This is a genomic window from Pseudomonas quebecensis (assembly GCF_026410085.1).
GTDB lineage: Bacteria > Pseudomonadota > Gammaproteobacteria > Pseudomonadales > Pseudomonadaceae > Aquipseudomonas > Aquipseudomonas quebecensis.
The window spans coordinates 3478467-3503096 of record NZ_CP112866.1 but is presented as its reverse complement, the minus strand read 5'-3'; the positions used below and the strand labels follow the sequence as shown (position 1 = coordinate 3503096).

Below are 24630 nucleotides of genomic sequence, written 5' to 3'. Positions count from 1 at the left end.
TGGAACACCATGAGCCAGACCGCGACGATTTTGGTCATTGATGACGAACCGCAGATCCGCAAGTTCCTGCGCATCAGCCTGGCCTCCCAGGGCTACAAAGTGATCGAGGCCGGTACCGGCAACGAAGGCCTGGCCCAGGCGGCGCTGAGCAAGCCGGACTTGCTGGTGCTGGATCTGGGGCTGCCGGATATGGATGGTCAGCAAGTGCTGCGCGAATTCCGTGAATGGTCGACGGTGCCGGTGCTGGTGCTGTCGGTACGCGCCAGCGAAGGGCAGAAGGTCGAAGCCCTCGACGGCGGCGCCAATGACTATGTGACCAAGCCCTTTGGCATCCAGGAATTTCTCGCGCGGATACGTGCACTGTTGCGCCAGGCCCCGGCGGGTGAGGCGCAGGAAGCCGCGTTGTGCTTCGGCCCGTTGACCGTCGATCTGGCCTATCGCCGCGTGCTGCTGGACGGCGCCGAAGTGGCGCTGACCCGCAAGGAATACGCGGTGCTGGCGCAACTGGCGCGCCACCCCGGTCGGGTGATTACCCAGCAACAACTGCTCAAGGACATCTGGGGCCCGACCCATACCGAAGACAGCCACTACCTGCGCATCGTGGTGGGCCATCTGCGCCAGAAATTGGCGGATGACCCGACGCAGCCGAGGTTTATTGTGACCGAGGCCGGGGTGGGGTATCGGTTGCTGGGGGCGTAAATATGTTTCCGGCGTTTGAGTAGAGGGTATGCCCCAAATCCAGGCGCCTTGGTTTGTCGGGTAAACCACATTGTCTGAAGTGGGGCCGCTTCGCAGCCCAGCGCAGGGCAAGCCTGCTCACCACAACAAGCGTGCTCACCAGGACAAGCCTGACTCCGGCGCCTTCAAGGCTGTTCACTCTCGTACCGATCCAGCGTGTCGCTGGCAATCTCCCGCCCAAGGGCGATCAACTCCGGTGCCTTGTAGAACTCAAAAAAACGACACACCCGCTTGGGCACGTTGATCAGCACATCCGGCGGATAGCCGGCGATTTTGTACTGGGCCAGCGACGTTTGCATCACCTCGAAGCTCTGGTTGATCAGGTCCAGCAGCGACGCCGGGCCGACATTATCGATGATGAAAGATCCGGTCGCCGACTTCGGCGCACCGGGTTTTTCCGGCGCGGCGGCCGGTTGCTGCGATTCGGGTTCGGCCGACTCCAGCCACGGATTGATATCCGCTGCCTGGGCCTGCAGCGCTTCCTGTTCAAGCTTCATTAACTGCTCGGCCTGTTTGCGGCGAAAGGGCAAGTGCGAGCCCAGTGACTTGGCCAGGCTGTTGAAACGACTCTTGAACGCCGGCGGGCGAGGAATGACCGGCAGCTGATAGTGCTTCTGGTTGGTCGCGTTGAGGTTGACGGCGATGATCAAGTCGCAGTGGCTCGAGACGACGGGTACGATCGGTAACGGGTTGAGCAGGCCACCGTCCACCAGCATGCGGTTGCCTTGCATCACCGGTGTGAACAGGCTGGGAATCGCCGCCGAGGCGCGCATGGCCTGATGCAGGCAACCTTCCTGGAACCAGATTTCCTGCTGGTTGGTGAGATCGGTGGCGACGGCGGTGTAGGGGATGCGCAGCTCTTCGATATTCAGTTCGCCGACGATCTTGCGAATCTGCCCGAAGACCTTCTCGCCGCGGATCGCCCCCAGGCGAAAACTCACATCCACCAGGCGCAGCACATCCAGGTAATCCAGGCTTTCGATCCAGCGGCGATATTCGTCCAGCTTGCCGGCGGCGTAGATGCCACCCACCACGGCCCCCATGGAACATCCGGCGATACACGCGATGTCATAGCCGCGCCGCTCGATCTCCTCGATGACGCCGATATGGGCGTAGCCACGGGCTCCGCCGGAGCCCAGCACCAGGGCAACACGTTTCTTCATGGTCCATGTCCTTTCCAACGCAGACGCCCACAATGCACCTATTGAGGGGGCCGCTTCAATGCTCGGCGCCGACCTGCACAATTTTTCCAGAATAGTCACGCCGCTCGGGTATGCTCTGGCAATCGGCGGGCGTGATTTCCCCTTGGTGGACAAGGCACTTTTCCCCGTGGGCAACGTCTACTCCCTACGACTGTTTCTTCCTTTTGAGGTGTCATCAATGAAAGCCTGGATGTGTGTACCTGTGATCGTGCTGGCCCTGGCCGGTTGTGCCGGGAAAACCGCCTACCGCGACAGCTGCGGGTCGCAATTGGATGCCGCCTGGAAAGAACTGGACCTGGCCAAGGCCGAAGGTTTCGCCGGCACCGTGAGCTATTCCAAAGCCTTGTCGCTGTTGACCGGCGCGAAAACCCAGCAGCAATTCGAAGCGTTTGAAGGTTGTGCCAACAAGGCCGAAAAAGCACGCTTCTATATTCGTGAATCACGCGCCGGCCGTTGATCCGCACCGCGCATCTTGAGCCGTCAGGAAACATACCTTTTCAGGGGAGTCAGTGATGTCAGCGTTGGTTGATCAGTTAGTCGCTCAGGTCATTGGCCTGGAAGTAGGGTTACTGAGCTGCCAGGCTCGGCTCGCTGCCGTCACCGACGATGAGGCCCTGCATGACCTGCGCACTACCGTGCGCCGGCTGCGCAGCCTGCTGCGCCCGTTGCGCGGTTTACCCGGCGTGGAGCAGTTGGAGGACGCAGCGCGGGCGGTCGGCCAATTGACCACGCCGTTGCGTGATCGAGAAGTGCTCGCCACTTATTTGCATCAGCATGGTCATCACGAGGCGGCGGATCGACGCCTGCGGCCACAGCCCGATGCCTATCGTCACGTGGCTCAATCACCTGAGCTTGCGCAGTTGTTACAGATACTGGACGCTTTTCCGCGCTTCATACGAGCGTCCGGACACCAAAAGCTGCTCAAGGGTTTGCGTGCGCGTATCGAAAAGCGCTTGGCCAAGCAATGGCATAAGCTCGGTGCAGCGCTCAAAGAGCCTGGCCACGATCGGCATCGCCTGCGCTTGTTGATCAAACGCGTGCGCTACGCCGCCGAGGCGTACCCGCAGTTGGACAAGCTCCCCGCCAATGCCATCCCGCGTCTCAAGAAAGCCCAGGCTGTGCTTGGCGACTGGCATGATTGCTTGCAGTGGTTGGCCCAGGCCGACCATCAGGTAGACCTGCAGCCCTGTGTAGCGGTGTGGCAGCGCACCCTGGACAAAGCCGAGGGCCAGTCGGATCGCGTGTTGGACAAGCTCAGCGCGCGTTGCTTTTGACCGGTCCGGTTTTTGGCCGGAATAGGCGCTGTACCGCGTAGGCAGGATCGTTAAGATCTGCCTTCTGTCTCTCGCTTTGAGGTCACCATGCACTTCAGTGATTTGCTCGACGCTGCCCGTCATCACCCTCTGGACGTGACGATTCCCGCCGACTGGGGCCAAGGCCGAGCGACTTTCGGCGGCCTGGTAGCCGCTTTGCAATACGAAGCCCTGCGCGCCCAAGTTCCCACCGATAGGCCCTTGCGCTCATTGGCGGTGACGTTTGTTGGCCCGGTGGCGCCTGAGGTCGCCGCCAGTTATCAAGTCGAAGTACTGCGTGAAGGCAAGGCCGTCAGCCAGTTGCTGGGGCGCGTGGTGCAGAACGGTGAAGTGGCCACGCTGGTGCAAGCCAGTTTCGGCGGCGCCCGCGAGTCGGAAATCGACGTAGCCAGCGAGCCACCGCCGACGTTCAAACACTGGGACGATTGCCAGGAGTTGCCCTACATCAAAGGCGTGACCCCTGAATTCATGCGCCACCTGGCGATGCGCTGGAGCGTTGGCGGCCTGCCGTTTACCGGCAACAAATCCCGCGAGATGGGCGGATGGGTCCGACTGCGCGGCGATGTGAAAGAGGAGCCGCTGACCGAAGCGCATATCCTGGCATTGGTCGACGCCTGGCCCCCGGCGTTGCTACCGCACCTCAAGAAGCCGGCGCCCGGCAGCACCCTGACCTGGACCATTGAGCTCATCCAGCCGCTGGCGAAGCTCACGACCCTTGATTGGTGCCAGTACTACGTCAAGATCGAACACGCCCGCGACGGCTACGGCCATGCCGCCGCCGCACTGTGGGGCCCGACCGGCGAACTGATCGCCATCAGCCGCCAGACCGTGGCGGTGTTCGCCTGATCCTCAATGCCGCTGGCGCTGCCGCCAGGCACGCCACCAGCCGCCGCTTACCACAAAGCGCGGAAAGGTCACGAACTGCTCGACCACCAACCGTTGCACCGCATCTTTGCGATCACTGAACGGCTCACTGGCCTGAGCTTCCAGGCTATGCCCATGACGCTGCAACGCCAACCCCGCCAGGATACCGACCACTCCTACGGCAAAACTGGCCACGCTCAGGCTGAACACCCCGGACACGATCAACAGAAACCCGATGATAAACAGCGGCACCGCGATCAGATGCAGCGCCAGATTGGTCGGGTGCTGATGGTTCTGCGGGTAGTGGCGCCATTGCCAGGCGGGGAGATTAGGATGACGTTTGCCCATGGTGATGAATCCTCTGTCCGTTGAAACAACTTGAATAAAGTTTAGGCGGGGTAGGGCGGGGCGGCGAATTGGGGTTGGCTATGGGGGTGATAGTGAGTATGTACTTACAATCACAGATTATTTATTTAATAGGTGTTTTTTTTTTTTTTTGGATTTCTTAAGCGGAAGCAGCATAGCTTTCAGGGGGGGGCGCAGACTAAGTACATTTTTTATGGGGCGTTTTTTTTGATTTTTTATAGATTTGGGGTATCAGTTAGTTAGTCTTGCTTGGTCTGGATTTTTCTTGTTTTGTGCTTGTGAGAATTTTCGTCGGGTTTGTGCGAATCATAGTGTTAGATAGTTAGCGGTTATTTTGTTTTCTTAATTCTTCATTGATTTTATTTTGCGCGAGATCAAGTAGTGAGCATGTGCTGTCAATTGATTTTGAAGTCAGGCTCAGGATGGGAAAGTCCCAGTCAAAATCCTTAATAATTTTTACTTGAAAGCACCCTTCTGTATCGAAAGACGGATACCAGCCTACGTCAAGCAGGAACCCGCTAGGATATTCAACCTGAAGCATATCTTCTTTTAAGTTTTGGAGTTGATGCTCTATGGAAAGGTTTTGCAGGGATGAAAACTCATCATAAGTAATTTTGCCGTGTAAGAAATCTAATGAGATCACTTAGTTAATCTCCTGAACTCACGTTCTGAAATAGGATGGCCGTGAATTGTGTTTGCACTTAGCTCTATGCGAATCCAGCGACTCGGGCTTCCCTCGCTTGCTCCGATACTATCAGGATATTCCATCACTTTCCAAGGTTTGCCGTTAGTAGTAATGCTGCCGTTTCTATAGGCGTCTTTTTCTGTTTTTTCGATGTCAATGCCTGGTTTGTACTTAGCTGGTCCAGATTTTGTTGCGGCTACAATATCTTTCCAGGGTGTTCTCTTTGACGGGCTGTGTTTGTAGCCATGAGCGGTCCACTGAATATTTTCTGGTGCGGGTAACTTTGGTTGCTCTTCGTTTGTCTTTGCACTGTTTTCAGGGTCGTCAGCACTTTTAGCAGGGTGGCATTTACCCGGACACCTACTCAACCCCAGCGGATCCACCCATCCCGTCGGATTAGGCACATACCGATACCCATTGATCCCACCCGCTAACTTCACCGGGTCCGGCGTCAGGTAGCGACCAATATCCGGATTGTAGTAGCGATGGCGGTTGTAATGCAGACCGCTTTCTTTGTCGAAGTATTGGCCCTGGAAGCGCAGTGGGTTGTCGAGTTTGCCTACGTCGAGGCGGGCGATTTCGCCGTAGGCGCGGTAGTGGGCGGACCAGACGATATCGCCCTCGGGGGTGGTGAGTTCCTGGGGTGTACCGAGGTGGTCGAGTTGGTAGTGGTAGGGTTTTGTCTCTTTGGGGCCGAAGCCTTCTAAAAGTGCCAACGGCCGAAAGCTGTCGGGTTCGTAGAGGTAACTGCGGTGGCGGTCGGCCTGGTGTTCGGCAATCAGTGTGTCGCCTTGCCAGAAAAATTCGGTGGTGGTGCCATCGACGGTTTTGCTGATGCGCCGCCCAAACGGGTCGTAGCGGTAGCTGGCGGTTTGGCCGTTGGGTTGGGTGATGCCGATCAGCCGATGCTGGCAGTCGTAGCGGTATTCCGTGACGAGTTGATGGCCCTTGCCACGCCGTTCCTGGATCAGGTTGCCGAAGGCGTCGTAGGTGTAGTGGTGGTCGCCCTGGATCATCAGGCGGTTGCCGGCGACGATGTCGGGGCCGGGGCGGTTTTGCATCAGCAGGTTGCCGGCCGGGTTGTGGGCGAAACGTTCCTGTACGTCGTGGGAATGGTCGGCGCGGGTCAGGCGCTGGAGCGGGTCGTAGCGGTAGTGGTGTTCGCCTTTGCGGGTGTCGAGCAGGCGGGTGAGGTTGCCGGCTTGGTCGTAGTCGTATTGGCGCTGGTAGAGCGGATGGGTCTGGTGGGTGACGGCGTGGGCGTGCAGGCGCTGCTGGTCGTCGTAGTGGTAATGGCTGAGCAGTTGGCCTTGTTGGCGCTGATATTCGCGGCCTTTGCTGAACAGGTGTGAGGTCAGCGGTTTGCCGTTGAGTTCGACGGTGGCGAGATGCCCGCCCTTGTCGTGGTTGAACGCCACGCGGTTGTTGTCCGGCAGGCGCAAATGTTTGAGCTGGCCGCAAGCGTCGTAGCCGTAGCGCAGGGTGCCCCAGCCCTGGTGTTCGGCGGTGAGGCGGTTTTGGCGGTCGTACTCGTAGGCCAACGCCCAGTGACCGTCGTTGACGCTGAGGAGATTGCCCTGGCGGTCGTAGGCATATTCAACGACGCTGCCATCGGGCAGGGTTTTTCGTACGAGGCGACCGGCGTGGTCGCGCGCATAACGGGTAATGCGCTGACTGCCGTCGTCGCCGTGTTCGGTCTTTTCCTGCAGGTTGCCGTTGAGGTCGTAGGTGTACGCGGTGCGTTGGCCGTCGAACCCGGTTTCCTGCCGGATCAGGCCGTTGGGGTGGTAGTCGAGTTGGTAGGTTTCGCCGACTTCGTTTTCGATCTCGGTCAGCAATAACCGCACGTTGTCGTAGCGGTAGTTGACCTGAGTGCCATCGGCATTCAGACGACGGCTGATCAGGTGCAGGCCGTCGGCGTAGTCGTAGCGGGTGACGTGGCCGAGTTCGTCGCGTTCGGCGGTGATTTTTCCGTAGGGGTTGTAGCTGTATTCGCGGGTGGCACCGCCCGGTAAAACGATGCGGACTAACCGACCGACACCGTCCCACTGATATTGGGTCAGCGCGCCGAACTCATCCTCGCGCGCCACCTCGCGGCCCAGGTCGTCATAGCGATAGCGCTTGATCCCGCCATTGGGCAGTTGCTCCTCAATGAGCTGAGCGCGTTCATTCCACACCAGCCGATGGCAGCTGTGATCCGGGTACCAAACCCCGGTCAGTTGTCCGTATTTGTTGTAGCTGTAATCCGTGACATGCCCATCGGGATTGATCTTACGAACGACATCGCCCTGGTCATTGCGCTCGTACTTCCAAACCGCCTCACCCCGGCGCACCACGCGTACGAAACCGTTGTCATGCTCGTAGGTTGTTGGCTCATCATCCCCAGGAAACAACGCCACCAAGCGTCCGGCTTCGTCGTACTGATACGCCGTCACCGCCCCCAGCGGGTCCTGCTCGACTGTCAGCCGGCCTTTTTCGTCGTAGGATTTGAAGTGCTGCGCGCCATCGGGATCGATACGTTGCACCAGGCGTGCGCGGTCATCGTGGACATACACTTCCTGGCTGCCATCGGCGTTGTGCACCGTGACCTGGCCGTCATCGCCCCACACATACCGCGTGTCCATCTGCGAGAAGCTGGCCCAATGCCGGATGCATCTCGCCGCCTTGCCGGCCCGTTCCCACGCCCAGAAGAAACTCGCCCCACCGGCCAGGCCGCGCTCAACAATGACGTGCTGATCGTCGTAGCGGTACACCTCGCTTTCACCGACGGCATTGGTCGCCGAAACCAACCGTCCCAGGTCGTCATAGGCGTAGGAAACAACGTTCTGCTCGGTGATCCATTCGTAAGGCTCATGCTCCTTGGCGCGCTGGACCTGGTAGTCCACCGCGACAATGCGCCCAGCCCCATAGCGCAGGAACAGCGAACGCCCGACGCCGTTATCCACCCGCTCGATACGCCCGGAAAAATCCCGGGCAATCCGCAGCCGGTTGTCGTACGCATCACTGATCGAGACCAATGCGCCATCGCGAAAGTGATAAAACCGTGACGCCTGCGCCAGCACCAATTCATCCGGTGATGAGCCTAAATAGATCGCCGCTTCGGCCAAGCTATTGGTGATTGCAGGTCGAGCAACCGTGGGCAAGGGCAGGGTGATCGACCGGTTCTCATGATCCGTCCACACCACTGAGTCGCCGTCGACCACCAGCCGCTGCGCCAGCGAATGACTCCACCCAACCCCCAACCCGACATCCACTTCCACCGCGCTGGTGCGATACAGCCGCGTCCATTCAAACGGCAAAATCCCGTCCAACGTGCCATCGGTCAGGGTCAGCAGTTCCTCCCCGGTGACCATCGACACCGGGCAGCCGTTGGTGACGGTTTTACCCGCAGAAGCCGCCGCATCGCCCTTAGGATTGGTCGCCACGAGCGGCGTGTCGTCTACAGGCTCCTGCCGCACCAACACCGTCCTCTGCGTCTTGTCGCGCGCCGCTATCACCGGGTTGGAAACCCATTGGTCCCCAACCTTCAGCGGCCCCACCGGTGGCGTGTTGATCGCTGTGGCCTGACTGCCGAGCAACACCGGCCTGGCCACCTCGGCGTGCCCCTCGACGCGCACCTTGCCAAACTGCTCGGCCAAATGTTCCAACCACTCGCGCGCGCGCCGCGACTTGATCCCGCCCAGCACCTGCGCGCCCAGGCGAACCACCACGCCCATACCCGCCGTGGTCCAGATCAGCAACAGGTTGATCAGCACCTCGCCGGTGATTTCACCGAGCAGCTCGTTCATATACGGCGGTGGCAGCAGGCGCATCCAACTGACCATCGCCGCCAGGTAAATGAACAACAACGGCTCATCGCTGAGCATCAGCAAGCCCGTCGCAATAGCGTCGGCACCGAGCGCCAGCAACTGGTCAAACTCGGCCTGGGACAGATACCGCAGCCATTGCTCGGCATGGGCCACCGGGTCCGACAGCCACTGGAACAGTTGCTTGAGGCTGTCCCACAGCGAGTACAGCGCTTCGCCGAATCCGCGCGCGTAGGCGGCGTGGAGCGAGAGGTAGCGCTTAAGGAAGTTCGCCTCGGAGTAGCCCTGCCACAGCGGTTCGAAAGTGTCGGACCATTCGCTGCGCAGCCACGCCTCCAGCGGCGTGATGACCGCCTGATAAGAGGCGTACAGCGCCTTGAAATGCGCGGCGGATACATTCGGGTAGAACTGGATGCGGTAGCGCTGGTTACGCTCGCATTCCTTGACTTCAAGAATGCCGCTGGGCCCGATGGTTTTATGGATCGGCTCGCCCAGCAGCGTGCCGTCTGCATCGACGCGCTGGAGGATCACCGGTGTATTGCCGATGGGTACGAACCGTGAACTCTGGAACCGATGCACCAAGGTCAAGGTGCCGTCGGCCCGGCATGCTGCAACGGTGCTGCTGGGGAACAGCGAGCGGTTGATCGGCGCGACCCGCTCCGCTTCGTCCCCGGCCTTGAACACCTGCTCGATATTCAGCGCCGAAAAGCTGAGGACACTCTCGGCCCAGGCGTCGTAACTATTGAGGCATCCGCGAAAATCCCTGAGCACGGACTCGACGTCGCGGGTCTTTGCATCCAGGGCGGCGAGTACCAGAAAGCCAATGGTCTGGCTGGTCGCGCCCATCATGAGGCGGCCCTATCAATCAGGGCCATAACGAAAAAAACCATCTGCAATCCCTCGCACTGTGTGATCAGGCGAGAGACTTTGGAGGGATTGTCAGAGCAAGAAAGTCGGCGTTATTCGCCGGAAGAGCGAGGATATTTCGCCAAAAATGCGGGCAAATTGTGGTGTTGTTGTAGGTAGAGGATTACAGCTTGAATACTCCTACAGCTTCAGTTGTCCAATCGCCTTGCTCAACTCCCCAGCGAGGGTGGCCAGGTCATTGCTGGTGGTGGCGGAGTCCACGGTCTGTTGCACGGTGTTTTCGGTCACATCGCGGATGCTCACCACGGCGCGGTTCATCTCTTCGGCGACATGACTTTGCTGTTCGGCCGCGACGGCGATCTGGGTGTTGCTCTCGCGCATCTGCGCCACGGCGTCGGTGATGTCGGCGAGGGCGGCACCGGCGTCCTGGGCCTGTTGCACGCAGTCGTCGGCCTTGAATGAGCTTTCCTGCATAAAGTCCACCGCGTCGCGGGTGCCGGCTTGCAGGGCCGAGACCATGCGGGTGATTTCGTCGGTAGAGCTTTGCACGCGTTTAGCCAGATTGCGCACTTCGTCGGCGACCACGGCGAAACCGCGGCCCATTTCGCCGGCGCGTGCGGCTTCGATGGCGGCGTTGAGGGCCAGCAGGTTGGTCTGTTCGGCAATGCTGTGAATCACGCTGACCACGCCGTTGATTTTTTGGCTGTCTTCGGCGAGTTTCTGGATCATTTCGGCGGTTTGCTGCACACCGGTGGACAGCCCGGCGATCGAGCGTTGCACACGGGTCACTACCTCGCGGCCGCTGCCCGCCAGGGTGTCGGCGGTTTTAGATAGGTCGCGGGTAGCGCCGGCATGCTGGGCGATATGGTGCACGGTGGCGGTCATTTCATTGATTGCAGTGGCGGCCTGGTCGGTTTCGCTTTGCTGGCCGAGCATGCCGTGCTGCACGTCGTTCATGCTGCTGGCCAGGCGCGCGGCACCCTCGTCGAGCTGCCGGGCGGTGCGCGCCACGGTGTTGACCACGCGTTGGTAGCCGGCCTGCATGGCGTTGAATGCGCTGGCCATCTGGCCGACTTCATCCTTGCCGACCAATGGCACGCGGGCCGAGAGATCGCCGGTTTTCTCCACATGCAGCATGACGTCCTTGAGGGTGTTGAGCTGGCTGAGCAGGAAGCGGATCAACAACTGGGAGGCGCAGAGCATCGCCAGCATCAGGATCAATACCGCCACGGCGTAATGGGTGAAGCGTTCGCTGAACACCTGGCTCAGGCTGGGCGCATAGGCGAGCGCGGCGAGTTGTTGGCCGTCCGCGTGGGCCACGACTTGCGCGCCGATCAGAACATTTTCACCGAACAACGGCAGGTGGTTGAGCTCGACCCAGCCGCTGGCGTCGTTCAGGGCTGACAGATCCTGATCAGCCAGCTGTGGGGCTTTGCCGCGCGGGAACGTCAGCCATAGTTCACCTTTCGGCACCGCCTTATCGGCCGGCCAGGCGCTGAGCAATTGCGCCTGGGCTTGCGCGGACGCGTAGGATTGCGCGCTACGGGCCTGCTGTTCGAGGTGCACGGCATATAGCACCAGCAGCAGAGTGGTGACAAAAGCGACCGCGTTGACGGCCCAGAATTTGTATTTCAACGAGATATTGCTAAGCCAGGCACCCATGGAAGGTTTTCTCTGATAGCGAAAGCAGCATTGGCAAGGTGCCAGTATTGTGCCGCTATTCAGGAAACCGGTTTTGACATGGGTCAATGCGCCGCATCAATCCAGCGTAGGCAACCCGAAAAACCTACGGGCGCTGGCGGTGCTGTGTTGGGCCAGGTCTTCCACGCTTTCCTGGCGGTGCAGGGCGACTTCGCGCAGCACTTCCCCTAGATACGCGGGCTCGTTGCGGCCGTTTTTCGGTTTGGGTCGCAGCGTGCGAGGCAACAGGTAAGGCGCGTCGCTCTCCAGCATCAGACGGCCTCGGGGGATTTCTCTGACAAGCGGATGCAAATGGGTCCCACGGCGTTCATCGCAGATCCAGCCGGTGATACCAATGTGCAAATCCAGATCGAGATAGCTGAACAGCGCCTGCCGTTCGCCGGTGAAGCAATGCACCACGGCGGCGGTAAGATGGTCGCGGTAGTCCTTGAGGATCTCCAGCAGGCGCTGGTTGGCGTCACGCTCGTGCAGGAACACTGGCAATTTCAGTTCGACGGCCAGGGCCAGGTGCGCCTCCAGGACCTTTTCCTGTTGCGGGCGTGGGGAGAAATCCCGATTGAAATCCAAGCCGCACTCACCCACCGCACGCACACGCGGCTCGCTGAGCAGACCACGTAGACGCTGAGCGCTGTCGCCGTTCCAATCGCTGGCAGAGTGAGGGTGTATGCCGGCCGTGCTGAACAGGCGTTGGCCATCTGGATCGAGTTTTACGCACAGTTCCAGGGCTTGCTCGCTGCCGTCGACGCTGGTGCCGGTGAGGATCAATTGCTGCACGCCGGCGGCATAGGCACGGTCGAGAACCGCCTGGTGTTTATCGTCGAAACTGGCGTTGGTCAGGTTGACGCCGATATCAATGAGTTGCATGGTGCTATCTCCGCCTGCGGCCGGAAAGCATATCAGAGCTGTAGATTTATAAGAAAAACCAAGAACTACAACGGTTTAAAGCTGTCTTTGAACGTTGCGACCGACATGATTGATGGCTAAGTGCCTTATCCGTGCTCGCGTTGCACGCGAAGCCTGCGCTGAAAGCGCTCTGTTTCTGACCCCCAGCCCCTCCTTTTCCCGAGTGCGCTGGGCAGTATTCTTTCCGGAGAGCGGATGATCCGACCCTCAGCATTGTTGATGTTATGCCTCGCGCTGCTGCTGCCCATGGCGGCGGTCGCGCGTCTGGACGGCCCGCTGGAGGTGACTAAACCCGGCAAAGTCCGCGATCTGGCCGAGATCCGCTCAAGCCGTACTTTGCGCGTGCTGGTCAACCAGAGTCGCAACAGCTCCGGCGAAGTACAGGGCCAGGCGATCGGCGTGGAATATCACCGCCTGCGCGCGTTCGAGCAATACCTCAATGGCCATGCCCGCGATGGTCAGGCAATCAACCTCAAAATCATTCCCAAGGCCAAGGACCAGTTGCTCGGCGCGCTGGCCCGTGGTGAAGGCGACCTGGTCGCGCCCGGTGAGCTGCTGGATATAAAGGCGGCGCATAAGATCAGCCCCAGCGACCCGATCGCCAGCGATGTGCCGCTGTGGCTGGTGGGGGTCAAGGGTGAGCGGCGCTTTACCAAGCTGGAGCAATTGTCCGGTCGGACGTTGGCATTGACCACCGGCAGCGCAGCGGCGGATGCCATCAGCCAGGTCAACCAGAAACTGGCGCTGCATAAGCAGCCCCCTATCAAGGTGGAGTGGGTTGACCCGACCCTCGCTGTGGAAGACGTGCTGGAGATGGTGCAGGCTGGGATCTTCCACCTGACCATTGTCGAAAAACCGATTGCCGAGCGTTGGTCGAAGATCCTGCCCAAGTTGCGTTTCGACAAGCAGGTGGCCATCAGTGAGTCCGGCGACGAGTACTGGTTTGTGCGCCAGGACGCGTCAATGCTGCGGGCCAGTATCGATCGATTCCTTAAGACGTATCGCACGCCGGCTGACCAGGACGTGGCGTTTCAGCGCATTTACCGGCGTCTCTACCAGGTGCGCAACCCTTTGGCCCGCGTCGACCGACAGCGCCTGGAAAAACTGCGCCCGATCCTGCAAAAGCATGCAGGTGAGCAGGGCATGGACTGGCTGAACCTGGCGGCGTTGGCGTTCAAGGAGTCCGCTCTGGACCCCAGCGCGCACAACAGCGGCGGCCCTACCGGGCTGATGCAAATCACGCCTTCGGCGGCGCAGCGGGTGGGCGTCAATAATATCGAGAACCTTGATGGTAACGTGCAGGCCGGCGCGCGTTACCTGGCGATGATCCGCCGAAAATTCTTTGCCAGCCCCAAGCTTAACGAGCGCGAGCGCATGGCATTTGTGCTGGCGGCCTACAACATGGGGCCGGAGCGCGTTCAAGGGATGCGCACCGAGGCCAGGCGCCGTGGGCTCAACCCCAACCAGTGGTTCTTCCAGGTCGAGCGCATCGCCATGGAGCAGGTCGGCATGGGGGCTGTCAGCTATGTCAACAGCGTCAATAAGTACTACCTGGCGTTTGATCGGGAGCGGGAGTCCCTGGAGCCGACCGCAACGAAAGTCGCCTCACGCAAATAATCGATTTTATCGATATCAATGGCGCACTTTTTCGGCTTTTATCATTGTCTAAACTGATTAATATGGCGGCAAACCAACCCTACTTCCCGAAGGATGCGTACCATGAGCCCACTGATTAAAAGCCTGTTGTCCACCCGCGCCGGTTATGGCCTGACTGTCCTGCGTATTGTTGTCGGCATCATTTTCGCCGCCCATGGTTCGCAAAAACTCTTTGGCTGGTTTGGCGGCTACGGCCTGGCAGGCACCGCCCAGTGGATGGAAAGCATCGGCCTGGCACCGGGCACCCTGATGGCATTGCTCTCGGGTGGCACCGAGTTCTTCGCCGGCCTGGCCTTGATCATCGGCCTGCTGGTGCGCCCGGCGGCGCTGGGCTTGACCATCCTGACGCTGGTGGCGATCTTCTCGGTGCATATTCATAACGGCCTGTTTATGGCCAACAACGGTTATGAGTTTGCACTGGCCTTGCTGGGCGGCACGCTGGCGGTATTGCTGGAAGGTGCCGGCAGGCTCTCCGCCGACCGCGCCATCACCCACTGACCTACCTGCAAGTCTCTGAAAAGGCCCACGCTCGCGTGGGCCTTTTCGTTGCTCGGGATTCTTGACACTGCCCCTCCGGCTTCTCTAGGATGCCGTTCATGCGCCGATTTAAACAGCTAATTGCGGGGCGCCACCGGGACTCAATGCAGCCCGACAGAAGTGTGTTCTCCCTCGTGAGGTACCTTCGAAATACCGCTAAAGCGCTGGTTCGGTGTTGCCTCTCACCTGCCCGCAGACTTTTGAGGCAGAGACACGACACGATGAATGCACTACGCCCCCTTATACGCCTGGCCCCGATCACCGCGGACCTCACTCAACGTAATCCGAAAATTCTCCTGGGCGGCAAGCACCAGCCGACGCTCCTGCGTTATCTGGATGGCTGGCCGCGTCGCAGCGGGCGCCCGTCTGCGTTCCTGATCCAGTTTGTCGAAGATGGCGACTCGCTGGCTCGGTTTGCCAGTGACAGCTTCGACCTTGCGGTCATCCAGGCGCCCAACGCCGACGACGCCGAAGAAGTGATCCGCCAACTGACTCGCATTGCCCGGCAGGGTCTGATCGCACGGCGCTGAGCCCTCAGCGGACCTGGTTGTCAAACGCCACGCGACGGCGACGCTGCACGCCGTGGAGCAGCCAGGCCACCAGGCACAGCATCAAGGGCACAGCGAGTATCACTACCAGCTTGATCGTTCGCTCCAGGTGGCGCACCTGCGCATAGGCGTCGGCTCTCAAGGCGTGCAGCTCTATCGGCAGGCGCAGCCGTTCCTTGTTGAGGGCTTGCAGTTGGGTGCTGGTGTCCACGGCCTGGGAGCCAAGCGTGAGCGTCGCCGGGTTCAGTCGCCGCCATTGCTGTTCCGTTTCCTGCAGACGGCGCTCCCGTTCAATCGCTTTGGCGCGATAGGCGTGTTCGGCGTCTTCGCGCATCTTGCCGAGCAGGTTCGCCGATGGGGGTGGGGGCGCACGTGGACGCAGGCTTGCAAGCGGCTCCAGGGCGGACAGGTTATCCAACGTGTTCAAGATAAACAGTGCGTTGTCAGTTGGCGCCGCGCCGGCGTCTTGGTCCATCAGCAGATCAGTGTCGGCGACTACCACGACCTGTATCTGCGCGGCTTTCTGCACACCCGGCGGCTGGCCCTTGAGGCCATCGGGAAAAATCGAATACGCCGGCCCTTCGATGCGGGCGGCGATCACAGGGGAGGCCACTCTGTCCGTTGATGAAGCCATCGGGGTGATGGGCTCCAAGAGCGCAACCTCCGGCAACACGGCCTGCCAGGAGCCTTGCAATAACGGCGTGAAGGTTGCAGCGCTGCCGTTGAGCGGCGAGAGGACGCCGCTGCTGGAAACCGCAACGGTGTTCAATCGCCAGGTGCTGACGTCGTTTTTGTTCATGGCCTGGCGTGGCAAGTTGAGTCGCGCCAGCGCAGGTATGCCGGGCTTCATGAGCCCAGGTGCCGGCGTGGACCCGTAAAGACTGTCGATCAGCACCTTTCTTTCGGGCATGTGCAGGCCCCAGGCAGCCAGCAACTCACCGACCCTGGGATTATCGGGTGCTGCTTGCGTACGCTGTTCGCTCAACGGGTCGATAAACATCAGCAATTTCCCGCCTTTCAACACAAACTGTTCGATCTCATACAAGGCGCGTTCCGGCAGCAGGCTTGGCTGCACGACCATCAGTGCCTTGAGCTGCTCGGGCACGCGTTGGCCGGTCGGTTGCAGGTCGATAAACGCGAGATGACGCCGCAGCTCACCCAGCAATCGACCCGCGGGTTCGCCCAGCGGTATCCCGGACAGCAGCCCCACGCTGGGGCGTTCTGGATGCTGCAACTTATAGATCAGGTGGCTGATTTCGTAGTCAAGCAACGGTTCGTGGTCGAGGCGCAATGATTCGATACGCTGTACGCCCACTCCCGCGCGCGTACCGATAAGGCCGAGGAAACCCATGTCTTCGCTCAGGCCGTACAGACTTGCCTTATAGGCATCTTCCGAAAAAGGCCGTGGATCAATCACGTGCAGATTGATCATACCCTTGGCCCGTTTTTCATAGTCTTTGAGCCGCTGTTCAATGCGCTTGCCGTGTCGGTTCAGCGCCTGAGTTCGATTTGGGGCGTTGTGCGCGTTGAAGTAGTACAGGTCCACTGGATGTTCCAACGTACTCAACCAGCGTTTTATCGAGGCCGGTGGGGAATGAATGCCCTGTTGGGAAAAGTCCCACTGGGGATTGGGAAGTTTTTCAAGCCAGACCAGGTTGAACGCCAGGAACGTCAGTGCGATGACAATCAGTGTCATGCCGGTGCGCAGCAGGGATCCCATGTTGAGCTTCCTTCTCAGCGGTACTTCGAATTGAGAGTGACTGTGGTAGCAGTCAGGAAGGCGAAAATCACGCTGATGAAATACAGGCTGTCATGGAGCAGATACTGACCATTGTCGATCAGCGCGAATCTTGAAAATGGGCTAAGCGCACTCAAACTTTCCAGCACTTGAATAGGCAATTGATGTTCCAACGCATCTACGACATAAGAAAGCCCACTGGCAATCAGTAATAAGCCCAGTGTGAGTACGAAAATAACTATGCGGTGACGTGTTAACGTGCAAATAAAACCGCCGATCGAAAGATAACTGCCTGCCAGCAGCCAGCTTGCGGTCAGTTGCGAGGCGATAACACCGTTGTCTGCGTTGCCGAGGTAGTTGATGGCGATAACCACCGGGAACATAAGGCTCAAGGCCATGCCTGCCACGCACCAGGCTGCGAGGAATTTGCCGATGGAAAGTTCGGCCGTGGTGATGGGAAGTGTGGGTAGAAGTTCGATAAAGCCGGCGTTGGACTCGTCCGACCATAGTTGCGTGGCCAAGGCGGGTATCAGCAATAAGTGCAACCACGGATGTAACTGAACGAATGTCCCCAGATCGACAATCTCCTGTCCGGGCCACTGGTTGATGTGGACGCCTCCGGCCATGGACAGTGCTAGAAACAGGGCGACACTCAAGTAGGTGGCGGGTGTCGAGAGGTAGCAGCCCAACTGTCGTTTGAAAATCACCGGGATCAACTTCACAGGGACCCCAACTGGCTCGGGTTTTGCCGTGGATCGCTCAGGCGGCCGGGTTCCAGGCGCCATGTGTTTATTTTCCAGCGACGGTTGGCGATCAGCGTATTGATATGCGGGTAGATCGCGTGCCCAGGCATGGCCAGTACGGTCACTGTACCGGGAGCATGACGGTGTTCTTCGATGCCGGCGACACCGGGCAATACGGCCAGGGACAATAAATCCAGTGGTGTGTCGGCGCTGAGCGTCACCGCCTGGCAGTGCCGGGAGTTGCGCTGCAGGTCGAGCAAAGGGGCGTCAGCCACCAGTTGCCCATCGGTAATGATGAGCGCGCGCGTGCACAGTTCACTCAGGTGCTCGGCATTGCGCGACGCGATGATGACCGTCATCTCTTGCGTCAACGCCTGCACGGTCTCTTTGAACGCGTATATCTGGTCGGGGGCCAGCCCTTGCGTGGGTTGATCGAGCAGCAACACGGTGGGGGTATGCAGGATGGCCTGCGCAATTGCGACTTTGCGTTTCAGGTCTATGGGCAATGCGTCGAGCGGCGTATTCAGCACCGCCAGCAATTCCAGGCGCGCAACGGCTTCGGCTACCCGCCAGCGTTTTTCATTGCCGCTGAAGCCGCGAATGGCGGCCATGTAATGAAGCACTTTATTAACGGTTATGGTGGGGTGGCTCAGCCCTTGTTCGACTTGATAGCCGATTAGCTTTCTAGCCTTGATGGAATGGGTACGTGTATCCAGCGTGTCGATTTTAATATGTCCGCTGCACGGTGGGATCGCCCCTGCTATCAATTTCAATAGCATGGTCTTGGCGCTGTCGTCATCTCCGAATAAACCCAGGCATTCCTTTTGAATGGAACTGAATGACAAGTCATTAATTATCTTTCTGTTGCCTAGGGTTTTATTGAGCTTGCTTATTTCAATCATTTTTATTGTCGAATAAGTGTGGCGGAGAGTGAGGGGGCAAGGCGAAAAAAGGTTACGGTGATTATCTGGTTTTGGGAACGGTGCTCAGAACTAATAAGACAAGTCCTACGTTCCTTCTTGGGGCTTCGCTGAAACAATTGATGTGTATTTAGATATCCATGTGTCAGATGTTTATATAAACCTTCGTCCTTTGAAATCAGGCCTGATTACTATGATGCTTCTACGTACTCTTGTTCTTGAACGTAACGGCCAGGATGCTCCGGTCAACGGTGCCTTGCTCTGTGGGTTTGCGGTGACTCAGATCGCTTCCAATTTTCTTGTCTACAGCCTGGACGAAGAAGTCGAGCCCGGCAGCTCCAGGGTCTACATCGCGGCGTTGCACAAAAAGACCGAACGGTATTTTCTGGATCGCATCGAGTCCAGGGAGCACCTGCAAATCGCGATGCAAGCGTTCAAGCAGATCCTGATGCTGGCCGCTGCATCGAACAATAAGCTGGAGGAGGGGACCGAACCCCAGGTGCCCTACCATTTTGTCGACCTCAAAGGTTGTAAGTTGCCGCCTGCCAGGCCTGAAGATCATCACTCGGTAATCATCAAAAAAGCGCTGGTGATGAAAGTGATTACCCTGGGGATATCGGCCCCTGCGCTGGCGGCGATTGAAAGCGCGTCGCTGATTGTTCCATCCATTCGTTTTTCATCGCAGATGGTCTCGCCGCCCCGGGTCGCGAGCCCGCCGGATCGTGCGCGGCAACCGGTTGTGCAGGATCCGGTTGAGGCGGGACCTGCGGCGCCGGATGGCCCGCCGGCGGCGGTTGAGGCGCAGGCCGAGCTTTGCAGCCCGCAGCTGCTGGAGGCACCCGACGCGGTGCCCCAGGCGGCTCCCTCCGTTCCCATGGAGCGCCATACCTTGGCGCAAGTGGACAGTACGCTGACAAACCTGGCTCGGGTGGCCCAGGATTTGACCCAGCAAAAGCTCGCTGTCGTCGAGCGGGAGGCGGAACTCGAGCGTTGGCAGGCGCGGTTGCAGCAGGAGCAGCAGCAAATGGATGAGAAGAGGCGGGAGTTGGAGCTGCTCGAGACGCAGCAGCAGGCGCAGGCGCATGCCATGGAGCAGAAGGCTGAGGCGCTGAACCTGACTAAATCCCACCTATCGATTTTGCGTCAAAATCTGCAAAGAGCGCTGCAGGAGATGGACCAGGGGCTGGCGGGTTGAGGATTGGCGACGCTGGCTACTTTGCGCGGTTCATTTATCATCCACCTCAGTCAGTCGACACCAGGGCCGAGACTCTGGAGCATCGGCGTTCATGGACATTGCCGGGGATGCAAGCGTTTGAGTACCAAGCTGATTACCAAAGAAGGTCATGAGGCGCTGAAGAAAGAGCTGGATTACCTGTGGCGCGAAAAGCGCCCGGACACCACGCGTAAAGTCACCTGGGCGGCCTCGCTGGGAGACCGCAGCGAAAACGCCGATTATCAGTACAACAAGAAACTGCTGCGCGAGATCGACCGCCGGGTGCGTTACCTGCGCAAACGCCTGGAAGACATGCGTGTGGTGGAGTACTCCCCTGAGCAGGAAGGCAAGGTGTTCTTTGGCGCGTGGGTCGACATTGAAAACGAGCAGGGAGAAACCAAACGGTTTCGCATCGTCGGCTATGACGAGATTTACGACCGTATGGATTACATCTCCATCGATTCACCGATGGCCCGCGCACTGCTGCGCAAGGAAGTGGACGACGAGGCGATTGTGCAGACGCCAACCGGCGAGGTGTGCTGGTGGATTACCGCTATTGAGTATCAAAAGTGAACGCTGCAGGCCCGCCGCCCTTGAACGGGGCGGGCCTGTGGCGAATCAACCTTCGCGCAGCACGGTAAGCGGGCTGGCATTGAGCGCACGGCGCGTGCCGAATACGCCGGCCCCTCCGATCAACACAGCACCTATCACCGGCAGCAGCAATAGCCACGGGTGAGGGTGCCAGGCCAGGTCGAACGCATAGCGGTACAGCACCCAGGTCACCAGCTCGGTGCCCAGCGCCGCCAGCAACCCGCTGACGGCACCCAGCAGGCCGAACTCGATGCGCCTGGCCGTCACCAGCAATGTGCGCTCGGCACCCAGCGCCCGCAACAGCGCGCCCTGGCGGATGCGTTCATCCAGTGTCGCTTGCAGGCCGGAAAACAGCACCGCCATGCCTGCGGCCAATACGAACAACAGCACGTATTCCACGGCCAGGGTCACCTGGGCAAGGATGCTGCGCAACTGCTCCAGCAGCGCCTCCACCTGCAGGATGGTCACGGCTGGAAACGCGCGGGACAGGTCCACGATCTGCTGATCATGACCCGGTGCCAGGTAAAAACTGGTCAGGTACGTGGTGGGCAGGTTCTTCAAGGTGCCGGGTTGGAAAATCATGAAGAAGTTGGGCTGGAAGTTGTCCCAGTTGATGGTGCGTAGGCTGGTGACCCGCGCCTCGCGATTTTCCCCGCCTATCGTGAAGATCAGATGGTCGCCGAGCTTGAGTTTGAGGCTTTGCGCTACCTTGGCCTCGACCGAAACGCCGGGAATATCGTCTGAAGGTTGCGGCGGCCACCATGTGCCTTCCGTCAGGGCATTGCCCGGTGGCAGGTCGGCGGCCCAGGTCAGGCTGAGATCGCGCTGCACGGCGCGATCACCGCTGGAGTCCTTGCTGACGATTTCCTGCACCGGTTCACCATTGATGCTGATCAGCCGTCCGGGCACTACCGGGTACAGGGGAGCCGATTGCGCCTGGACTTCCAGCAGGCGTGCGCCGAAAGCCTCCTTGTCGGCCGGCAGGATGTTCAGGGCGAAATAATTGGGCGCGTCCTTGGGCAACTGGTTCTGCCAGGTGTCGAGCAGTTCGCCGCGCAACAGAGCGATCAAGCCCATGGACAGCAGGATCAGGCCGAACGCCAACGCCTGGCCAGCCGCAGCCAAGGGGTGGCGCAGCAGTTGGCCCAGGCCCAGGCGCCAGGGCAGGGTTGCACCGGCCAGCATTCGACGCAGGCTTTGCAACAGCAGCAGAAGCAGGCCGCCCAGCACCAAAGCGGCCACCACGCCACCGCCGAGCAGGGCGAAGGTCAGCACCAGGTCGAGGCTCAGACGCCACATGATCAGGCCCAGGGCGAATAATGCGGCGCCGTAGACCACCCAGGTGCTGGACGGGATCGGCAGCAGGTCGCGGCGCAACACCCGCAGCGGCGGTACGCGACCGAGTGCAGCCAAGGGTGGCAAGGCAAAGCCGGCAAGGGCGACCAGGCCGGTGCCGATCCCCGCCACGGCCGGTAACAGACCGCCCGGCGGCACATCCGCCGGCAACAGATCGTGCAGGAAATAGAACAGGCCAAACTGCGCCAGCCAGCCGAGCAGGGCCCCGGTGAGACTGGCCAGCAGGCCCAGTACGCTCAGTTGCAGACTGAACAGCAGCATGGCCTCGCGGCGTGACAACCCCAGGCAGCGCAACAGCGCACTCGCGTCAAAACGGCGCGTGGCGAAGCGGTTGGCCGACAGGGCGACCGCCACCCCCGCCAACAGCACGGCCACCAGGCTGGCCATGTTCAGGTAACGCTCGGCCTTGCCCAGGGCTCCACCGATCTGTTGGTTGCCGTCCCGTGAGTCCTGCAGTCGCTGGTTGGCGGCAAGGCCGGGTTTGATCAGGTCGCGATAGGTTTGCAGCGCGGTGCTGCCCTGCGGTCCGCGCCACAGTTCGCGGTAGCTGACACGGCTGCCAGGCTGTACCACGCCGGTGGCCTCCAGGTCGGCGAGGTTGATCATCACCCTGGGCGTGAGGCTGTAGAAATTACCGGCGCGGTCCGGCTCATTAGTGAGCACGCGCGCCAGGCGCAGGGTTTTCATACCCACATCGATGCTGTCGCCGACGTTGAGGTCAAGCGCCGTCAACAGGCGCGCCTCCACCCAGGCTTCACCGGGTTTCGGACCGCCCCCCGGCGTTTCTTCGGCAAAGGGCGCGGCTGCGCTTTTGAGCGCACCGCGCAGCGGGTACTGTTCGTTGACGGCCTTGATGCTGGACAGCTGGATGCCATTGTCGGTGGCAATCACGCTGGAGAATTCCACCACGCGCGCATGATCCAGGCCCAGTTCGGTGCCGGACCGGACCTGTTCGGGTCGCGCCGGGGAGCTGCCTTCGAGAACCAGGTCGGCGCCGAGAAACTCGGTGGCACGCAGCAGCATGGCGCCGTTGAGGCGCGCGCCGAAGTAACCGATGGCGGTGCTGGCCGCCACGGCCACCAGCAGGGCGAAGAACAATACGCGCAATTCACCGGCACGGGCATCGCGCAATAGTTGGCGCATGGCAAGGCTTAACAGACGCAACAGCGGCAAACGTGCCATCAAGGCTCCAGGGGCGCGACCATCAGGCCGGCTTCAAGGCGGATCAGGCGTCGGCAACGATGGGCCAGGCGCTCGTCGTGGGTGACCAGCACCAGGGTCGTGCCGCTCTCTTTATTGAGTTCGAACAGCAGGTCGCTGATGCGCTCGCCGGTGTGGCTGTCGAGGTTGCCGGTGGGTTCATCGGCGAACAGCACGTCCGGCTCGGCGGCGAACGCGCGGGCAATCGCCACGCGTTGCTGCTCGCCACCGGATAACTGACGTGGCGAGTGGGTCAGGCGCTGGCCCAGGCCCACGCGCTCCAGCAGGTGCCTGGCGCGTTCGCGGGCGTCTTTACGGCCGTCCAGTTCCAGCGGCAGCATGACGTTTTCGAGGGCGTTGAGGCTGTCGAGCAGTTGAAAGGATTGGAAAACGAAGCCCACGTGCTCGGCGCGGATGCGCGCCCTTTGGTCTTCGTCGAGGCTGCTTAAGGCACGCCCGGCGAGGGTGACTTCGCCACCGCTGGGCAGGTCGAGGCCGGCCAGCAGGCCCAGGAGCGTGGATTTGCCGGAACCTGAACTGCCGACGATAGCCAGGCTGTCGCCCTTGTTCAGTTCCAGGCTCAGTTCGTGCAGGATAGTCAGTTCACCTTCCGCGCTGGGAACCACTTTGCTAAGGTTCCGCGCGGTGAGAATGCTTGCGCCCATGGAGAATCCGATGCGAATGTGGTTTTTGAGTGCTGGCCTGGCCTTGATGTGCATGGCGCAGAACGCAGCGGCGGGTACAGTCCTGATCGTTGGCGATAGTATCAGTGCCGGTTTCGGCCTGGATACCCGCAAAGGGTGGGTGGCATTGCTGGAGCAACGCCTCAAGAAGGAAGGTTTCGACGATAAAGTCGTCAACGCTTCCATCAGCGGCGACACCAGTGCCGGCGGCCTCGCGCGGCTGCCGGCGGCGCTTGCGGCGCATAAGCCGCAGGTGGTGGTTATCGAGTTGGGCGGCAATGACGGCCTGCGCGGCCAGCCGCCTGCGCAATTGCAACAAAATCTTGCTTCGATGATTCAGCAGTCTCAGGACAGCGGGGCGAAGGTGCTCCTGCTGGGCATGCAGATTCCACCCAATTATGGAAAGCGCTACGTCGAGGCTTTCAACAAAGTCTTCGGCGATGTGGCGCAGCAAAAAAAGGTGCCGCTGGTGCCGTTTTTCCTGGAGGGGGTCGGCGGTCATCCCGAGCTGATGCAGGCCGATGGCCTGCACCCGGCGGTGGGTGCCCAGGACAAGTTGCTGGAAAATGTCTGGCCATCGCTCAAACCGCTGTTATGACGCTTTTCTACCGGCAGGCTTTCGGCTAAGGTGGCGCCCCCCTGATTTGGAGCCCTCGATGTCGCGTCCTGCCTGGTCCCTGTTTAATTACCAACTGATCGAGCCGGACGAGCAGCTGGATCTGTTCGCCTGCCAGGAAGTGCGGGTGCATCTGGTGACGCGTCAATTGGAACTGGGCGGCTCCATCGACCGTACGCTGTGCGGCACTTTATTGCCGGCCCAGCCACGCTGGTCGCTGGTGGATCGTTCGATCTTCCAGGATCAGCGCCTGTGCCCCCTGTGCCGGGCTATCCTTGAATCCCAAAAGCGCGGCACCCCGCCGATCTGGCCGGAACTGCGGTTTGAGCTTTAGAAGCAGCTGCAGGCGTGGAGCTATAAGTTGTAAGCTAGCGATTCGCCTTT

22 protein-coding genes are annotated in these 24630 nt (G+C 60.1%); 11 read left to right on the top strand and 11 right to left on the bottom strand.

Annotation, left to right across the window (positions count from 1 at the left end):
- The first annotated feature begins 9 nt into the window (after window positions 1-9).
- The gene (locus OSC50_RS16285) at window positions 10-699 is read left to right on the top strand and encodes a response regulator (RefSeq protein ID WP_181078277.1); all 690 of its coding nucleotides are present in this window, start codon (window positions 10-12) and stop codon (window positions 697-699) included.
- A 164-nt stretch (window positions 700-863) separates the two neighbouring features.
- Here the strand turns inward: OSC50_RS16285 and OSC50_RS16280 are convergent, their stop codons facing one another.
- On the bottom strand, window positions 864-1901 hold the full coding sequence (locus OSC50_RS16280; RefSeq protein WP_253511447.1) for a patatin-like phospholipase family protein: 1038 nt from the start codon (window positions 1899-1901) through the stop codon (window positions 864-866).
- Between the two features lie 217 nt (window positions 1902-2118).
- Here OSC50_RS16280 and OSC50_RS16275 point away from each other — a divergent pair, with 217 nt between their 5' ends.
- The 3 genes from OSC50_RS16275 to OSC50_RS16265 all read left to right on the top strand — a co-directional run bounded on the left by OSC50_RS16275 (window position 2119) and on the right by OSC50_RS16265 (window position 4099).
- Complete coding sequence (locus OSC50_RS16275; protein WP_034096561.1) at window positions 2119-2397, top strand: hypothetical protein; 279 nt, start codon at window positions 2119-2121, stop codon at window positions 2395-2397.
- 55 nt (window positions 2398-2452) lie between these two features.
- Window positions 2453-3214 carry a CHAD domain-containing protein gene (locus OSC50_RS16270; protein ID WP_266248594.1) on the top strand — a complete coding sequence of 254 codons (762 nt, stop codon included), beginning with the start codon at window positions 2453-2455 and terminating at the stop codon, window positions 3212-3214.
- A gap of 87 nt (window positions 3215-3301) precedes the next feature.
- A complete protein-coding gene (locus tag OSC50_RS16265) occupies window positions 3302-4099 on the top strand; it encodes an acyl-CoA thioesterase (RefSeq protein ID WP_266248595.1) in 798 nt (265 codons plus the stop codon).
- Window positions 4100-4102: 3 nt separating this feature from the next.
- On the opposite strand, the gene OSC50_RS16260 is transcribed toward OSC50_RS16265, so the two are convergent.
- The 5 genes from OSC50_RS16260 to OSC50_RS16240 form a co-directional block, all read right to left on the bottom strand.
- On the bottom strand, window positions 4103-4465 hold the full coding sequence (locus OSC50_RS16260; protein WP_181078284.1) for a DUF962 domain-containing protein: 363 nt from the start codon (window positions 4463-4465) through the stop codon (window positions 4103-4105).
- Between the two features lie 340 nt (window positions 4466-4805).
- Complete coding sequence (locus OSC50_RS16255; RefSeq protein WP_253511456.1) at window positions 4806-5126, bottom strand: hypothetical protein; 321 nt, start codon at window positions 5124-5126, stop codon at window positions 4806-4808.
- Window positions 5123-9823: an RHS repeat-associated core domain-containing protein gene (locus tag OSC50_RS16250; protein WP_266248596.1), complete on the bottom strand. Its 4701-nt coding sequence runs from the start codon at window positions 9821-9823 to the stop codon at window positions 5123-5125. Before OSC50_RS16250 ends, OSC50_RS16255 begins: the two co-directional genes overlap by 4 nt.
- A gap of 198 nt (window positions 9824-10021) precedes the next feature.
- Window positions 10022-11503: a methyl-accepting chemotaxis protein gene (locus OSC50_RS16245; protein ID WP_266248597.1), complete on the bottom strand. Its 1482-nt coding sequence runs from the start codon at window positions 11501-11503 to the stop codon at window positions 10022-10024.
- Between the two features lie 96 nt (window positions 11504-11599).
- Window positions 11600-12406, bottom strand: a complete 807-nt coding sequence (locus tag OSC50_RS16240; protein WP_181081840.1) for a TatD family hydrolase — start codon at window positions 12404-12406, stop codon at window positions 11600-11602.
- Between the two features lie 234 nt (window positions 12407-12640).
- Here OSC50_RS16240 and OSC50_RS16235 point away from each other — a divergent pair, with 234 nt between their 5' ends.
- The 3 genes from OSC50_RS16235 to OSC50_RS16225 all read left to right on the top strand — a co-directional run bounded on the left by OSC50_RS16235 (window position 12641) and on the right by OSC50_RS16225 (window position 15168).
- Window positions 12641-14062 (top strand): MltF family protein, encoded by a 1422-nt coding sequence (locus OSC50_RS16235; protein WP_266248598.1) that lies wholly within the window; start codon window positions 12641-12643, stop codon window positions 14060-14062.
- Window positions 14063-14164: 102 nt separating this feature from the next.
- Window positions 14165-14599, top strand: coding sequence for a DoxX family protein (locus tag OSC50_RS16230; RefSeq protein WP_266248599.1), 435 nt, complete (start codon window positions 14165-14167; stop codon window positions 14597-14599).
- Window positions 14600-14859: 260 nt separating this feature from the next.
- Window positions 14860-15168 carry a class I SAM-dependent methyltransferase gene (locus OSC50_RS16225; protein ID WP_181081843.1) on the top strand — a complete coding sequence of 103 codons (309 nt, stop codon included), beginning with the start codon at window positions 14860-14862 and terminating at the stop codon, window positions 15166-15168.
- Window positions 15169-15172: 4 nt separating this feature from the next.
- Here the strand turns inward: OSC50_RS16225 and OSC50_RS16220 are convergent, their stop codons facing one another.
- From OSC50_RS16220 to OSC50_RS16210, 3 genes are read right to left on the bottom strand one after another with little or no spacing between them, the layout of a single operon-like run.
- The gene (locus OSC50_RS16220; protein ID WP_266248600.1) at window positions 15173-16906 is read right to left on the bottom strand and encodes a Gldg family protein; all 1734 of its coding nucleotides are present in this window, start codon (window positions 16904-16906) and stop codon (window positions 15173-15175) included.
- 14 nt (window positions 16907-16920) lie between these two features.
- Complete coding sequence (locus tag OSC50_RS16215) at window positions 16921-17646, bottom strand: ABC-2 transporter permease (protein WP_266248601.1); 726 nt, start codon at window positions 17644-17646, stop codon at window positions 16921-16923.
- Entirely contained in the window at window positions 17643-18569 is a 927-nt protein-coding gene (locus tag OSC50_RS16210; RefSeq protein WP_266248602.1) for an ATP-binding cassette domain-containing protein, read from the bottom strand. Before OSC50_RS16210 ends, OSC50_RS16215 begins: the two co-directional genes overlap by 4 nt.
- Window positions 18570-18780: 211 nt before the next feature.
- Between OSC50_RS16210 and OSC50_RS16205 the strand changes: the two genes are divergently transcribed.
- Both OSC50_RS16205 and greB read left to right on the top strand, forming a co-directional pair.
- Window positions 18781-19782: a hypothetical protein gene (locus OSC50_RS16205; RefSeq protein WP_266248603.1), complete on the top strand. Its 1002-nt coding sequence runs from the start codon at window positions 18781-18783 to the stop codon at window positions 19780-19782.
- A gap of 117 nt (window positions 19783-19899) precedes the next feature.
- Complete coding sequence (gene greB, locus OSC50_RS16200; protein ID WP_181081848.1) at window positions 19900-20373, top strand: transcription elongation factor GreB; 474 nt, start codon at window positions 19900-19902, stop codon at window positions 20371-20373.
- Between the two features lie 45 nt (window positions 20374-20418).
- Here the strand turns inward: greB and OSC50_RS16195 are convergent, their stop codons facing one another.
- Together OSC50_RS16195 and OSC50_RS16190 are read right to left on the bottom strand one after the other, a co-directional pair.
- Window positions 20419-22929 (bottom strand): ABC transporter permease, encoded by a 2511-nt coding sequence (locus OSC50_RS16195; RefSeq protein ID WP_266248604.1) that lies wholly within the window; start codon window positions 22927-22929, stop codon window positions 20419-20421.
- Entirely contained in the window at window positions 22929-23612 is a 684-nt protein-coding gene (locus OSC50_RS16190) for an ABC transporter ATP-binding protein (RefSeq protein WP_181081850.1), read from the bottom strand. Before OSC50_RS16190 ends, OSC50_RS16195 begins: the two co-directional genes overlap by 1 nt.
- A gap of 10 nt (window positions 23613-23622) precedes the next feature.
- Here OSC50_RS16190 and OSC50_RS16185 point away from each other — a divergent pair, with 10 nt between their 5' ends.
- Both OSC50_RS16185 and OSC50_RS16180 read left to right on the top strand, forming a co-directional pair.
- The gene (locus OSC50_RS16185) at window positions 23623-24228 is read left to right on the top strand and encodes an arylesterase (protein WP_181081851.1); all 606 of its coding nucleotides are present in this window, start codon (window positions 23623-23625) and stop codon (window positions 24226-24228) included.
- Window positions 24229-24286: 58 nt separating this feature from the next.
- Window positions 24287-24580, top strand: coding sequence for a hypothetical protein (locus OSC50_RS16180; RefSeq protein ID WP_003172705.1), 294 nt, complete (start codon window positions 24287-24289; stop codon window positions 24578-24580).
- Window positions 24581-24630: the final 50 nt, after the last annotated feature.